Here is a 13,088-nt window from a genome sequence, read left to right as displayed (position 1 = left end):
CATGAATCAACACGACTGGGCCAGCTACATCGGCCATATGGAGCAGATACTGCAACTGGAACTGGATGACGCCCGCCGCGCTGAACTGCTGATCCAGCTGTCGCGTATCGCGGAGATGGCCGCGCCGCTGATGGCGTTTCCGCTGGATGACTGGCTTGAAGTGGCAGGAGTATACCAGGCATGAGATTAGGTGACGTTTCGATTCAGACCCTGCAGCGGGCGATTCAGCAGGGTGAAATCAGTGCGCTGGAAGTGGCAAAGCGCACGCTGCAGGCGGTTGAGCAGCATAATCCGGCGCTGAATGCCTGGACGGAAGTGACCGGGCCGCGCATGTTAAAAGAAGCGGCGGATGTTGATGCGCAGCGGCAGCGCGGCGAAACCCTGCCACCGCTGGCGGGCATCCCGTATGCGGTAAAAAACCTGTTTGATGTGGCGGGTCACACTACCCTGGCCGGTGCCAGCCTGTTCAGCGACCGGCCGGCGGCACGTGCAGATGCGTTTGCTGTCGATAAACTGCGTCGCTCTGGTGCGCTGCTGTCTGGCATGCTGAACATGGATGCCTACGCGTATGGTTTTACCACCGAAAACAGCCACTACGGCGCGACGCACAATCCGCGCGATCTCAGCCGCGTGGCTGGCGGCTCGTCAGGCGGTTCGGCGGCTGCCGTGGCCGCCGGTCTGGTCCACTTTTCACTGGGCACCGACACCAACGGCTCGATTCGGGTGCCCGCGTCGCTGTGCGGTATTTTTGGTCTTAAGCCGACCTTTGGCCGGTTGTCACGCAGCGGCAGCCATCCGTTTGTCGCCAGCCTCGATCACATCGGTCCTCTGGCGCGGCGGGTTGAAGACCTGGCGCTGGTATATGATCTGTTGCAGGGCGCAGACCACACCGATGCGTTTCAGGCCGATCGCCCGCTGGCCGCGACGCTACCGGGGCTGTCACAGGGCAGCGAAGGCTTGCGCTGCGGCGTACTGGGTGGCTTTTTTGCCCGCTGGTGCGATGAGGATGCCCGCGCTGCCGTCGCGGTGGTCGCGGCAGCACTTGATGCACAGGAAGAGGTGCTGATGCCGGACGCTGAGCTGGCACGCTCGGCGGCGTTTATCATGACCGCGGCAGAAGGCGGCAATCACTATCTGCCCGCCCTGCGCCAGACGCCTGAGCAGTTTGAACCCAATTCACGCGAGCGTCTGCTGGCCGGTGCCATGATGCCAGGTGCCTGGTACGTGCAGGCGCAGCGTTTCCGCCGCCATTTCCAGCAGCAGGTGTTGCCGCTTTTTGATCGGTTTGATGTGCTGATAGCGCCGGCGACACCCTGCAGCGCGATCACCATCGGTCAGCAGACCCTGTCGATTCAGGGGGAATCGCTGCCCGCTAAGGCGAGCATGGGTATGCTGACGCAGCCGATCTCCTTCCTGGGATTGCCGGTCTGTACCGTGCCGCTGGCGACCCGAAGCGGTCTGCCGATTGGATTACAGCTTATCGCCCGTCCATTTAATGAAGAGGCGGTGTTACGTGCCGCCTGGGCACTGGAACAACGCGGCATTACGATACCGCAAATCAATATGGCTGGAGCCTGATGAACAGAGAGATTAATTTACCGCAGGTGGTCACCGAGGTGACGGCGCAGTTTTACCGCTACGAGCAGGCGCTGGTCAGCAATGACGTGGCCGAACTGGATGCGTTGTTCTGGCACGACCCGCGAACCGTGCGCCTCGGCGCAGGTGAGAATCTGTATGGCATTGATGAGATTCGGGCCTTCCGCGCCGCGCGTCCTTCAGCCGGGCTGAACCGGACGCTGCGAAACACCGTGATCACCACCTTTGGCGAGGATTATGCGGTTTGCAGCACCGAATTTACCCGCACCGGCAGCGATAAAATTGGCCGTCAGCAGCAGACCTGGGTACGCATGCCCCACGGCTGGTGCATCGTGGCGGCGCAGGTCAGCCTGATGAGCTGACATCGTCCGGCGCTTCGCCCGATCAACGCGGGCCGAGCGCCGGAACCGGCTTAAGGTGCCGGGTGCGTGTTGATCCAGTGGTCAGCGATCTGCTGACGGGTACAGATCCAGACATCCTCATGCTGCTGGATGTGATCGAGAAAATTCTGCAGCGCGCGGAATTTGCCAGGACGACCCAGCAGGCGGCAATGCATACCGATCGACATCATCTTCGGTGCGGTTTCGCCCTCTTCATACAGCACATCGAAGCTGTCGCGCAGATAGGTAAAGAACTGTTCCGCGGTATTAAATCCCTGCGGCGAGGCAAAGCGCATGTCATTGCACTCCAGGGTATAGGGGATAATCAGGTGCGGTTTAACCGTTCCATCCTGACAGGTGACCTGGGTCCAGAAAGGCAGATCGTCGCCGTAGTAGTCACTGTCATAGCTAAAACCGCCCTGCTCCACCACCAGCCGCCGCGTATTCGGGCTGTCGCGGCCGGTGTACCAGCCGGTCGGCGCTTTACCAAACAGATCAACCAGCACATCGACCGCCTGCTGCATATGCTGGCGTTCGGTTTTTGCATCCATGCCCTGATAGTGGATCCAGCGCCAGCCGTGACTGACCACATCGTAGTCAGCCTGTTTAATCGCCTCGACAACTTCCGGATGACGCGCCAGCGCCATCGCCACGCCGAAAACCGTTAACGGCAGACCGCGTTTCTGGAATTCGTTGTGGATACGCCAGAAACCGGCGCGTGAGCCGTACTCATACAGCGACTCCATCGACATGTGGCGATCGGGATAGCTGGCTGCCCCGATGATGTCGGAGAGGAACTGCTCTGAGCCGGTGTCGCCGTGCAGCACGCTGTTTTCTGCGCCCTCTTCGTAGTTCAGAACAAACTGCACCGCCACACGGGCGTTGTTGGGCCAGGCGGCGTGCGGCGGATGAGCGCCATAACCGATTAAATCGCGCGGATAGTTTTTGTTAAAGCTGTACTCTTTCTTCTCTGCAGCGTCAGTCATCACTCCACCTGTTTTGATTCGGGAAAGTTCCGTTAGTTTAGATGCTGAAACGCACCTGAGAGAGGTTTCTGCAAAGGCCAGGCCAGATCACCATGTTTGCTGGTGCCAAAACCAAGCGCCACCAGCGACTCCACCATCTTCACCGCCGCGCTGACGCCATCGATCACCGGCAGGCCGAGCTCCCGGGTCAGCTCCCCGGCCAGCGTCGCCATTCCGCCACAGCCCAGCACAATCGCCCCGCTGCCATCTTCCCGTTTAGCCTGAATGCAGCGCTGCCGCACTTTTTCCTGCGCCAGGCCGCTGCCATCTTCCAGCGCCAGTACCGGCAGATCGATGGCATGCAGTGCGGCACAGTGATGGGTAAAGCCATACTGCTGCAGCAGATGACGCGCAATCACCAGGGTGCGCGGCAGCGTGGTGACAATGGAGAAACGCGTCGCCAGCAGCGTGGCGGTATGCATCGCCGCTTCCGCAATGCCGATCACCGGTCCGCTGGCCAGCTCGCGTGCCGCCAGCAAACCCGGATCGCCAAAGCAGGCAATGACGTGGCCGCTGACGCCCTTCGCTCTGCCCAGTTTAATCTGCTCCAGTACTCCGATGGCGGCGATCGCCTCATCGAAGTGCCCTTCAATGGAAGGCACGCCCTGCGACGGCGAAACAGCCAGAATTTCGGTGCCCGGTGCGGCGACCGCACGCGCGGCCTGACCGATAGTTTCGGTCATCGCCAGGCTGGTATTAGGGTTAATAACCTGAATCAGGCTCATGAGGCAGCTCCAGAGCCTGCGGCAAACAGTCGGGAAAAGTCGGGCAGCGTTTCCCCGCTGCGCTCAAAGTGCAGGCTGGAGACGATGTGCTCGAAGTGATGCTGTAGCGCCTGCGTCAGCGGCTGCAGCGCACGCGCGCGCAGTAACTGAAGCAGATTCGCATGATCGTCACAGCGGCAGCCACGCTGCCAGGGTGCGCCATAGGCGGCGATCACCAGCGATGATCGCTGCGTCAGACTGGTCACCATGCCGGTGAGCACCTGATTCCCGGAGATCGCCTGTAACTGAATATGAAAGGCCGCTGACAGCCGGATGGCTGCCGGGCCATCATGATCGGCGTGCGCCTGGTTCTCCTGCGCGATGAGCTGCTCCAGCGCCACCAGATGCGGGGGCTGCAAATGGGCCAGGACCACTGGCAGATTAGCGCACTCCATTAAACTGCGGGTTGAGAAGATATCCCGCGCCTCTTCAACGCCGGGTGTGGAGACCTGCGCACCACGTTTGGGCGTCAGAGTGACCATTTGCACCGCCGCGAGGCGTTGCAGCACTTTGCGGATGCCGGTGCGGCTCACACCGAAGACCCCGGAAAGGGCCTCTTCCGGCAGTTTACTGCCCGGCGGCAGCTGATGCTCAACAATGGCGTTCATCAATGCCTGGTAAATCCCTTCATCTTTATCCTGCAGCCTGGTGGCGTCTCGCTGTCCTGTTTTACTCGTCATTACACGCTCCGGTCGCTTGCTGTACGCCACATATCGTATACGTGAAAAATAAATATTGTATACAAGAAAAGAGATCTGGCCTGGATCCTGCAATACCGCTTTACCAGATTATTCATTCCACTCTCGGGTAGAGGAGCAGGTTTCATGCCAAATCAATCAACGGTGGCCAGCACGGCCTCTGAAGCCAACGCCCGTTACAGCCCACGACTCTGTAACGACGACCTGGCACCGACTCGCGATCAGAACTGGTCGTGGTACAACATTTTTTCTTTCTGGATGTCGGATGTGCACAGCATGGGCGGCTATGTGGTGGCCGCCAGCTTCTTCACGCTGGGATTAGCCAGCTGGCAGGTGCTGCTCTGCCTGCTGGCGGGGATCTGCATCGTGCAGATCTGTGCGAATCTGGTGGCGAAACCGAGCCAGATGGCGGGCGTCCCCTATGCGGTGATCTGCCGTCAGGCGTTTGGGGTGTTTGGTGCCAATATCCCGGCAGTGATACGCGGTCTGATCGCGTTCGCCTGGTATGGCATCCAGACCTATCTGGCGGCGAATGCGCTGATGCTGGTGCTGCTGAAGTTCGCGCCGTCGCTGACGTCGATGACCGTGCCACACTGGCTTGGTCTGTCGCTGCTGGGCTGGTGCTGCTTCGGCATTATGTGGTTACTGCAGGCGATGGTGTTCTGGCATGGCATGAACGCCATCAAACGGTTTATTGATGTCGCCGGACCGGCGGTCTATGTGGTGATGGTGGCGCTGGCGGGCTGGATTGTATACAAGACCGGCTTCGATGGGATCTCGTTTACCCTCGCCAGCAAATCGCTTACCGCAGGCGAGCAGACGTGGCAGATGATTACGGCGACGGCGCTGGTGGTCTCTTACTTCTCCGGACCGCTGCTGAACTTCGGTGACTTTTCACGCTACGGCAAAAGCATGTCAGAGATCCGTCGCGGCAACCGCTGGGGACTGCCGTTTAACTTTCTGCTGTTCTCGGTGGTGACCGTAGTGATTGTGTCGGGCACCCAGTCGCTGTTTGGCAAAATGATTACCGATCCCATCGAAACCGTAAGCATGGTCGGCAACGATCTGGCGGTCGCGATTGGATTGCTGACCATGATTACCGCTACCATCGGTATCAATATCGTGGCGAACTTCGTCTCGCCCGCTTTTGACTTCTCCAACTGTTCACCGCAGAAAATCAGTTTCCGTACCGGCGGGATGATCGCCGCGGTGGGGTCGGTGCTGTTAACGCCGTGGAATCTGTTCCAGTCTCCTGAGCTGATTCACTATACGCTGGATGTGCTGGGATCGTTTATCGGGCCGCTGTTCGGGATTCTGCTAACTGATTTCTATCTGATTAAACGTGGACGTATCTCGGTCGACGATCTTTTTAACGATACGCCAGCAGGCCGTTACTGGTATCGCGGTGGCTTTAACCCTAAAGCGATTGGCGCACTGCTGCCATCGGTGGCGATTTGCCTGGTGATTAGCTTTATCCCTTCCCTGCATCAGGTGGCGAATTTCAGCTGGTTTATTGGCGCCGGTCTGGCGGCAGGCTGCTATCGCTTTATCGCCCGTGAAGATCGTGAGGCGGAGGATGGTGCCCGCTGGCAAGGCGAGGTGATGCCGCAGAAGAACCAGGCCACCGCTGAATAGCAGACAGCAAAAAGCCGATTCATTTCTGAATCGGCTTTTTTAAAGAGATTGGCGGAACGGACGGGGCTCGAACCCGCGACCCCCTGCGTGACAGGCAGGTATTCTAACCAACTGAACTACCGCTCCGCGCTTTGTTCCCCGTCGGGAACGAGGCGCATAGTAATGGCAGCCTGTTGCGACGTCAACGCTTTTTCCAGGCGAACAAATCGTTTGCTGTTTTTTTCAGCTTGCCGTTGATTTTATCCACAAAAATGCGTAATTCAGCCGCGCCACAGGCAGCTGCCACCCTTTTTCATCACCAGATCCAGACGTGACTCATGGGCAACCACTTCTTCATCGCTGGCCGTGACCACGCGCAGTGCAGAGGTGGGACGCACGATGCGCTGGATGCTCTCTCCCTGCGCCTGTCGGGCGCTTTCACTTTCCGATAAAAAGGAGAGTGACGTCTGTCCGCCGGTCATCGTCAGGAAGACTTCAGCCAGAATCTCGGCATCGAGCAGTGCGCCGTGCAGGGTTCGTTTGCTGTTATCTATTTCGTAACGCGAGCAAAGCGCATCAAGGCTGTTGCGCTTGCCGGGAAACATACGGCGCGCCAGCGCCAGACTGTCGGTGATTTTGCAGAAGGTTTCGGTTTTCTCAATGCCGCGGTTCAGCTTTGCAAACTCGTAGTCCATAAAGCCGATATCAAACGGGGCGTTATGGATCACTAATTCAGCACCGCGAATGTAGTCGAGAAACTCATCGGCAATCTCGCTGAATGCAGGCTTGTCGGCCAGGAACTCATCGGCAATGCCGTGTACGCCAAAGGCTTCGGGATCGACCAGCCGATCGGGCTTGAGATACATATGGAAATTGTTACCGGTCAGGCGACGGTTAATCACCTCTACCGCACCAATCTCAATGATGCGGTGCCCCTCATAATGTACCCCGATCATGTTCATGCCGGTGGTTTCAGTATCGAGAACGATCTGGCGGTTATTTGCAGTGCTCATAAGACCCGTTTTATGTCAGACTTAGCGTTTTTGAGAGGAAGTCTACCAGAGATGCGCAAACAGGTAGAAATATTCACCGATGGATCCTGTCTTGGAAATCCTGGTCCCGGCGGTTATGGGGCGATTTTACGCTACGGTCAGCATGAGAAAACCTTCAGCGCGGGCTATCACCTTACCACCAATAACCGGATGGAGCTGATGGCGGCGATTGTCTCACTGGAAGCGCTGACCCAGCCGTGCGATGTGGTGCTCAGTACCGACAGTCAGTATGTGCGTCAGGGAATTACCAGCTGGATCCATAACTGGAAAAAGCGTGGCTGGAAAACCGCCGACAAAAAGCCGGTGAAGAATGTCGATCTCTGGCAGCGTCTCGACTTAGCACTCAGCACCCATAAGATTCAGTGGGAGTGGGTTAAAGGCCATGCCGGACATCCGGAAAATGAGCGCTGCGACGTGCTGGCCCGCAGCGCGGCTGAAAATCCCGCTTTTGAGGATATCGGTTATAAAACCGAATCCTGATCCTCTGCCTGCCGGAACTGGCGTGTGGCATTGACCGTCTGGCGGATCTTGCTGGTGCTCATACTCTTCTTAGCCCGGGTCGGCAGCAGCGGGAAGGTGCGTTTACGTGCCACCACAATATTCAGACAGCCCAGCGCCGGTAAGTGGGCGCTGATCAGTTTTCCGCCCTGCCGATGCCACGGCAGCACCTGAAAGCGGGTGCGATAGACTACCTCATAATTCAACAGTCCCAGCCAGTCGACTAACCGCACCTGGCTGAACATCCGTCCGCTCCAGGGGGCTTTGCGGTTCAGGCCCGGCACCATCTTACTCACGCCGAGCAGGCTGAATGGATTGAAGCCGCTGATAATCATCCAGCCATCATCAATTAACACCCTATCTACTTCACGTAACACCCGGTGAGGATCCTGGCTCCAGGCGAGCGTATGGGCCAGCAAACAGGCATCGATCGACTTCGACTCAAACGGCAGTTGCATCGGGTCAGCCAGCACCTGTAACAGCTCACCTTCCCTGCCAACATTGACCTGATGTGAAATAGCACAGTTTTCGGTGTTGATTTCTGCGCTGAGGTTGCCAAGCTTAAGCATATGAAAGCCATAAAGCTTTCCAAGGTAAGGCTGAAGCTGCTGCGTTAGCGCGTCGCGGAAATAATCTCCCCACGGCATATCGCGCCATGACAGCGGTGCGTTCAGAATCTGGCGTGATTTAGCGGGCTTCATGCTTTACGCTCTTCCTTTTCCTACGACCTGCGAGAGGTGATGATGAATCTTACCAGTATTCCTGCGTTGCAGGACAACTACATCTGGACGCTGACTGATGATGACGGTAAATGCCTGATTGTCGATCCCGGCGAAGCCCAACCGGTGTTAGAAAAAATGGCCTCCAACGGCTGGCAGCCGGTCGCTATTCTGCTGACTCACCACCATAACGACCACACGGGCGGAGTGAAAACACTGTGCGAGCATTTCCCTCAGCTTGAGGTCTATGGTCCCCAGGAAACCGCGGCTAAAGGGGCCAGAACGATAGTCAGCGAAGGCGATAAGGTCACGGTACTGGGCCTGACGTTTGAGGTGATCCACACCCCTGGTCACACTTTAGGACATATCTCATATTACAGCTCACCTTATCTTTTCTGTGGTGACACACTCTTTTCGGGCGGCTGCGGGCGCCTTTTTGAGGGCACGGCAGAGCAGATGTATGATTCCTTTCAAAAGCTTAACCAGCTTCCAGGTGAAACATTAGTCTGCTGCGCACATGAATATACTTTATCCAATCTGAAGTTTGCTGCGGCTATTCTGCCCCATGACCCACAAATAACGGCCGAATATCAGAAAATTAAGGACTTACGCGCTGAAAATGGCATTAGTTTGCCCACAAAACTGGCGCACGAACGGACAATAAATTTATTTCTTCGCACACAAGACGTTGATTTACAAAGGGCATTAAACGTTAACGTTACTGATGAACCCGTATGGCGTTCATTTGCCGTTCTACGCGAGAAGAAAGACGCTTTTTGATTTTTCGGGTTGTGTTGTGAAAAGTCGTCACGTATAGTTGCTCGTCTTTTAAGCGAACTATTGACACACACATGAAGGCTAAAGCGATCTTACTCGCCTCAGTCTTGCTGGTAGGATGTCAGGCGTCCAGGAACGATGCCAATATCCCGGTACAGCATGCACAGAGTCTGTCTTCAGCTGGTCAAGGTGAAAATGGAAAGTACGGAGACGAGTTTTTGTCGCCGCGATGGCAGGAAGATGGAACTGGCCTCGCAGCAGACGCAGATCTCTGGAGTTTCATTAGTGACGAGTTGAAGATGGGGATTCCGGAAAACCCGGCAATCCGCGAACAAAAAAGTAAATTTTTAAAAAATAAGAGCTATCTCCACGATGTAACATTACGGGCAGAGCCGTACATGTACTGGATAGTCGAGCAGATACAGAAACGTAAAATGCCGATGGAACTGGTACTGCTACCCATAGTGGAGAGCGCTTTTGACCCCCGGGCAACTTCATCCGCCAATGCCGCTGGTATCTGGCAGATTGTTGCTGCAACAGGTCGAAACTATGGTTTGAAACAGAACCAGTATTACGATGGGCGACGCGATGTGGTCGCATCCACGAAAGTTGCGCTGGATATGATGCAGCGTCTTAACACCATGTTTGACGGCGACTGGTTATTAACCATCGCAGCGTACAACAGTGGTGAAGGACGTGTACTCAAAGCGATAAAGCAGAACAAGGCGCGCGGTAAGCCGACTGACTTCTGGCATTTATCGCTGCCACGCGAAACGACCGTGTATGTGCCTAAAATGTTAGCTCTGAGTGAACTGCTCAAAAATAACAAGCGTTACGGTATCAAACTGCCGACACCTAATGAAAGTCGTGCTCTGGCGCGAGTGGAAGTGGGTCAGCAGATACAGCTGACGCAGGCTGCCGAAATGGCGGGTATGTCGCTCACGAAACTGAAGAGCTTCAATACCGGTTATAAAGGCGGTGCAACAGCGCCAAACGGCCCACACTATATTATGGTGCCGAAGTCGAACGTCGCGAAACTGCGTAACTCACTGGCTTCCGGTGACATCGCAGCGGTACAGCCTACTCAGCTTGCGAAAGCCAGTGCGAGTGGCGGGTACAAAGTGCGACGGGGTGATACGCTCTCTGGTATCGCCTCAAAACTTGGCGTTAGCGTCTCGACACTGAAGCAGGATAACAACCTGCGCGGTGCTGATATCCGACCGGGTCAGACTCTGACCATTGGTTCGAATGGCACCCGACTGGCTGATAACGGCAACAGCATCACCTATCGTGTTCGTAAGGGTGATTCTCTTGACAGTATTGCCCGTCATCACGGCGTTAACATCAAAGACGTGATGCGCTGGAACAGTGTGCTGGACAGTGCGAAAGATATTCAACCCGGCGATAACTTAACGCTGTTTGTGAATAATAACGCAACACCTGATACCTGATACGTTGAAAAGGCTGACATTTGTCAGCCTTTTTCTTTTATTCATCCGCCACCGTTTACTCATCTGCCGGACTTCCCTCCCCTTTGCAGGCTCGCTTAATGCACCGGACTAGCTTCCTGAACTGAACTCCACCAGTAAGGGGTTATGGTCGGACGCGCGCGTCACCAGTACGGATGCCTCACTCACCCTGAGATCGCGATAGAAGACGAAATCCAGCGGGCGACCAAAGGCTTTACGGCGGTGATCGGCAGTGAACATGACCTCTTCCAGCTTCATTCGCTGTGCAAAACGGTAGAGTGCATTGATACGCTGACGGCTCCAGGCATTGAAATCCCCGGCCATAATCACCGGCCCCTGGTGATGCATGATCTGCTCCCCGATTGGCCCCAGCTGTTTACTGTAGACGTCGACGCCCAGGCTGAAATTTACCGCATGGATGTTCACGACCATCAGCATTTCACCCGTGGGCAGCGGATACGCCGTGACCAGTGCCGATTTTGACAGCCTCAGCAGAGGCTCACGCTCACGCAACGGGCAGCAATAGACCGGGTGCGCAGAGGCGAGCGTCATCACCCCAGAGGGATGCTGAGGCAGCACAAAGGCAGGTACCTGATCGGCAGCAAGATAATTACTGGTGGCAAACTCCACCAGTTCTGGAGTGGTCTGCGCTTCCTGCAGTAATACCAGGTGCGCATCTTTACCAAATCCTTCCAGTACCGACATCCAGTCTGCGCGTTGCTGCTTGAAGATGTTCCATACCAGAACTTTGAGGTTTGGGTGCGCGGGCAAGGGTGCGCCGGGTGGCAGTGCCTGACCGAGATGGAGCATCGCGCCAGGTGGAAAGATCTGTTCCACTGGTTGTCCTGCTACATATCGCATTGCATAAGTTTTTTTGCGCACTTTCCCGCCTGGCTGATGATTCAAAATACAGTTAACACCTGTCTGTTATAGGGATTTTAGACCGGGGTTTCAATGGATGCAGGTGAATGTCAGAATTCATCACCTTTTCCAGAATAAAGCAGCCCTTTTACGTTCGCTAAGCAAAACGAGGCAGATCAGGCGGTGAGATCCCCGATGTCATCGTTAACGGCTCCTGTACTGGTTATAACAGCATTATCAGTCATAAACTGGCTTAATGGCCATGTGACTGCAGGGAGGAAGAATGAAGGCATCTTCTGATGAACTAAAAGTGTTTGTCAGCGTAGTAGAAAGTGGAAGTTTCAGTCGCGCTGCTGAACAGCTGAAGATGGCTAACTCTGCCGTCAGCAGGACAGTTAAAAAGCTGGAGAGCAAGCTGGGTATTGCCCTGCTGACCCGCACAACACGGCAGCTGGCGCTTACGCAGGAGGGCGAACGCTATTTTCGCCATGTTCAACGTTTTTTGCAGGAGATGACCACGGCAGAAAGCGATTTGATCGAGAGTTTACAGGCGCCTAAAGGACTACTGCGCGTTGATGCCGCGACGCCAGTCATTCTGCATTTGCTGATGCCGATGATTAAACCCTTTCGTCTGCGCTATCCTGACGTGACTCTTTCTTTGATCTCCTCAGAGAGTTTTATCAATCTGATTGAGCGGAAAGTGGATATCGCCATTCGCGCCGGCAATCTCACCGACTCAACGCTGCGCGCCCGGCTGCTGTTCAGGAGCTTTCGCAAGATGGTTGCTTCACCCGCCTATCTCCGTGAGCATGGGACACCGCAAACGGTGGCTGAGCTGGATAATCACCATTGTCTTGGCTTTGATGATTCCCCACGACTCAATCGCTGGCCCGTCTCCCTTGAAAGCGGCGAACTCTATGATATTAGCTGGGCTATCTCCTCTAACAGTGGAGAGACGATCAAGCAGCTCTGTCTTACCGGTAATGGTATTGCCTGCCTGTCGGACTATATGATCGATCGTGAAGTTGCTGAGGGAAAACTGGTGGAAGTGTTGGCCGATCAGCGTCTGCCGGTCGAGATGCCCTTCCATGCTGTTTACTACAGTGATATTGGCGTAAGCCAGCGTGTGCGCGCTTTTATCGATTTTCTGAGTGAGTGGACAGCTGACCAGCCGTGGCGTACCTGAAGTCTACAGGGGCAGGCCTGATCGGGGTCTGCCCGCACACAATTTGGAAGGGGTGGGATCGATTGCGCGATTATCGCTTCAGATTCAAAGAATTAGCGATCGTTAAAATGATCCGGGAGATCGAAGAGAATCAGCGCGGTGTATTTTTCCGTGTTGAATTTGCTGCAATGGAAAAAGCCCTGACCGTTAAGTCAGGGCTTTCCAATTAAGTGGCGGAACGGACGGGGCTCGAACCCGCGACCCCCTGCGTGACAGGCAGGTATTCTAACCAACTGAACTACCGCTCCACCGATTCTTTCACAGCTGTCAGCAACTGGCTGATGGCCGTCTGTTCCTGTTATTTTCCTTGTCAGGGGAAAAGGAACGAATTTGATGCCTGGCAGTTCCCTACTCTCGCATGGGGAGACCCCACACTACCATCGGCGCTACGGCGTTTCACTTCTGAGTTC

15 protein-coding genes and 2 tRNA genes are annotated in these 13,088 nt (G+C 55.6%); 9 read left to right on the top strand and 8 right to left on the bottom strand.

From position 1 onward, the window contains the following. Position 1: 1 nt before the first annotated feature. The 3 genes from hpxX to hpxZ are packed head-to-tail and all read left to right on the top strand — an operon-like array spanning position 2 to position 1,958. A complete protein-coding gene (gene hpxX, locus NR201_RS19945; protein WP_256850098.1) occupies positions 2-184 on the top strand; it encodes an oxalurate catabolism protein HpxX in 183 nt (60 codons plus the stop codon). Then, positions 181-1,578, top strand: coding sequence for an AtzE family amidohydrolase (locus NR201_RS19940; RefSeq protein ID WP_062758311.1), 1,398 nt, complete (start codon positions 181-183; stop codon positions 1,576-1,578). Before hpxX ends, NR201_RS19940 begins: the two co-directional genes overlap by 4 nt. Then, the gene (gene hpxZ / locus NR201_RS19935; RefSeq protein ID WP_010255141.1) at positions 1,578-1,958 is read left to right on the top strand and encodes an oxalurate catabolism protein HpxZ; all 381 of its coding nucleotides are present in this window, start codon (positions 1,578-1,580) and stop codon (positions 1,956-1,958) included. The genes NR201_RS19940 and hpxZ overlap by 1 nt, the downstream gene beginning before the upstream one ends. Positions 1,959-2,008: 50 nt before the next feature. Here the strand turns inward: hpxZ and puuE are convergent, their stop codons facing one another. The 3 genes from puuE to NR201_RS19920 are packed head-to-tail and all read right to left on the bottom strand — an operon-like array spanning position 2,009 to position 4,445. Then, on the bottom strand, positions 2,009-2,962 hold the full coding sequence (puuE, locus tag NR201_RS19930) for an allantoinase PuuE (RefSeq protein ID WP_010255138.1): 954 nt from the start codon (positions 2,960-2,962) through the stop codon (positions 2,009-2,011). 32 nt (positions 2,963-2,994) lie between these two features. Continuing rightward, positions 2,995-3,726, bottom strand: coding sequence for an allantoin racemase (hpxA, locus tag NR201_RS19925; RefSeq protein ID WP_122889169.1), 732 nt, complete (start codon positions 3,724-3,726; stop codon positions 2,995-2,997). Then, the gene (locus NR201_RS19920; RefSeq protein ID WP_010671140.1) at positions 3,723-4,445 is read right to left on the bottom strand and encodes a GntR family transcriptional regulator; all 723 of its coding nucleotides are present in this window, start codon (positions 4,443-4,445) and stop codon (positions 3,723-3,725) included. Before NR201_RS19920 ends, hpxA begins: the two co-directional genes overlap by 4 nt. A 144-nt stretch (positions 4,446-4,589) precedes the next feature. Here NR201_RS19920 and NR201_RS19915 point away from each other — a divergent pair, with 144 nt between their 5' ends. After that, entirely contained in the window at positions 4,590-6,098 is a 1,509-nt protein-coding gene (locus tag NR201_RS19915; protein ID WP_033756668.1) for an NCS1 family nucleobase:cation symporter-1, read from the top strand. A 49-nt stretch (positions 6,099-6,147) separates the two neighbouring features. Here the strand turns inward: NR201_RS19915 and NR201_RS19910 are convergent. Further along, positions 6,148-6,224: transfer RNA gene (locus NR201_RS19910), tRNA-Asp, on the bottom strand. A gap of 134 nt (positions 6,225-6,358) precedes the next feature. Further along, positions 6,359-7,090 carry a DNA polymerase III subunit epsilon gene (gene dnaQ / locus NR201_RS19905; protein WP_010255127.1) on the bottom strand — a complete coding sequence of 244 codons (732 nt, stop codon included), beginning with the start codon at positions 7,088-7,090 and terminating at the stop codon, positions 6,359-6,361. Positions 7,091-7,141: 51 nt separating this feature from the next. Between dnaQ and rnhA the strand changes: the two genes are divergently transcribed. Next, positions 7,142-7,609 carry a ribonuclease HI gene (gene rnhA, locus NR201_RS19900; RefSeq protein WP_010255125.1) on the top strand — a complete coding sequence of 156 codons (468 nt, stop codon included), beginning with the start codon at positions 7,142-7,144 and terminating at the stop codon, positions 7,607-7,609. Here the strand turns inward: rnhA and NR201_RS19895 are convergent. Further along, positions 7,591-8,328: a class I SAM-dependent methyltransferase gene (locus NR201_RS19895; RefSeq protein WP_010671138.1), complete on the bottom strand. Its 738-nt coding sequence runs from the start codon at positions 8,326-8,328 to the stop codon at positions 7,591-7,593. The genes rnhA and NR201_RS19895 overlap by 19 nt on opposite strands. A 42-nt stretch (positions 8,329-8,370) precedes the next feature. Here NR201_RS19895 and gloB point away from each other — a divergent pair, with 42 nt between their 5' ends. Both gloB and mltD read left to right on the top strand, forming a co-directional pair. After that, entirely contained in the window at positions 8,371-9,126 is a 756-nt protein-coding gene (gloB, locus tag NR201_RS19890; RefSeq protein ID WP_010255119.1) for a hydroxyacylglutathione hydrolase, read from the top strand. Positions 9,127-9,197: 71 nt separating this feature from the next. Next, the gene (mltD, locus tag NR201_RS19885) at positions 9,198-10,574 is read left to right on the top strand and encodes a murein transglycosylase D (protein ID WP_022625195.1); all 1,377 of its coding nucleotides are present in this window, start codon (positions 9,198-9,200) and stop codon (positions 10,572-10,574) included. 108 nt (positions 10,575-10,682) lie between these two features. On the opposite strand, the gene NR201_RS19880 is transcribed toward mltD, so the two are convergent. After that, a complete protein-coding gene (locus NR201_RS19880; protein WP_010255114.1) occupies positions 10,683-11,474 on the bottom strand; it encodes an endonuclease/exonuclease/phosphatase family protein in 792 nt (263 codons plus the stop codon). Positions 11,475-11,736: 262 nt separating this feature from the next. Here NR201_RS19880 and yafC point away from each other — a divergent pair, with 262 nt between their 5' ends. Both yafC and NR201_RS19870 read left to right on the top strand, forming a co-directional pair. After that, positions 11,737-12,639 (top strand): DNA-binding transcriptional regulator YafC, encoded by a 903-nt coding sequence (gene yafC, locus NR201_RS19875; RefSeq protein WP_256850097.1) that lies wholly within the window; start codon positions 11,737-11,739, stop codon positions 12,637-12,639. After that, positions 12,627-12,848 carry a hypothetical protein gene (locus tag NR201_RS19870; protein ID WP_132500273.1) on the top strand — a complete coding sequence of 74 codons (222 nt, stop codon included), beginning with the start codon at positions 12,627-12,629 and terminating at the stop codon, positions 12,846-12,848. The genes yafC and NR201_RS19870 overlap by 13 nt, the downstream gene beginning before the upstream one ends. Position 12,849: 1 nt before the next feature. On the opposite strand, the gene NR201_RS19865 is transcribed toward NR201_RS19870, so the two are convergent. After that, a tRNA-Asp gene (locus tag NR201_RS19865) sits at positions 12,850-12,926 on the bottom strand. Positions 12,927-13,088 lie beyond the last annotated feature (162 nt).

Source organism: Pantoea sp. Fr-CA_6 (genome assembly GCF_024520895.1).
GTDB lineage: Bacteria > Pseudomonadota > Gammaproteobacteria > Enterobacterales > Enterobacteriaceae > Pantoea > Pantoea agglomerans.
Note: the sequence above shows the minus strand (reverse complement) of the source record. Positions and strands in the feature narration are given on the sequence as shown.

Bases quoted from the DNA above. Each gene is read 5' to 3' on its own strand.
- NR201_RS19940 (WP_062758311.1), top strand. From the start codon at position 181: ATGAGATTAGGTGACGTTTCGATTCAGACCCTGCAGCGGGCGATTCAG.
- NR201_RS19895 (WP_010671138.1), bottom strand. From the start codon at position 8,328: ATGAAGCCCGCTAAATCACGCCAGATTCTGAACGCACCGCTGTCATGG.
- mltD (WP_022625195.1), top strand. From the start codon at position 9,198: ATGAAGGCTAAAGCGATCTTACTCGCCTCAGTCTTGCTGGTAGGATGT.
- rnhA (WP_010255125.1), top strand. From the start codon at position 7,142: ATGCGCAAACAGGTAGAAATATTCACCGATGGATCCTGTCTTGGAAAT.
- dnaQ (WP_010255127.1), bottom strand. From the start codon at position 7,090: ATGAGCACTGCAAATAACCGCCAGATCGTTCTCGATACTGAAACCACC.
- NR201_RS19915 (WP_033756668.1), top strand. From the start codon at position 4,590: ATGCCAAATCAATCAACGGTGGCCAGCACGGCCTCTGAAGCCAACGCC.
- puuE (WP_010255138.1), bottom strand. From the start codon at position 2,962: ATGACTGACGCTGCAGAGAAGAAAGAGTACAGCTTTAACAAAAACTAT.
- hpxZ (WP_010255141.1), top strand. From the start codon at position 1,578: ATGAACAGAGAGATTAATTTACCGCAGGTGGTCACCGAGGTGACGGCG.
- NR201_RS19920 (WP_010671140.1), bottom strand. From the start codon at position 4,445: ATGACGAGTAAAACAGGACAGCGAGACGCCACCAGGCTGCAGGATAAA.
- yafC (WP_256850097.1), top strand. From the start codon at position 11,737: ATGAAGGCATCTTCTGATGAACTAAAAGTGTTTGTCAGCGTAGTAGAA.
- hpxX (WP_256850098.1), top strand. From the start codon at position 2: ATGAATCAACACGACTGGGCCAGCTACATCGGCCATATGGAGCAGATA.
- hpxA (WP_122889169.1), bottom strand. From the start codon at position 3,726: ATGAGCCTGATTCAGGTTATTAACCCTAATACCAGCCTGGCGATGACC.
- gloB (WP_010255119.1), top strand. From the start codon at position 8,371: ATGAATCTTACCAGTATTCCTGCGTTGCAGGACAACTACATCTGGACG.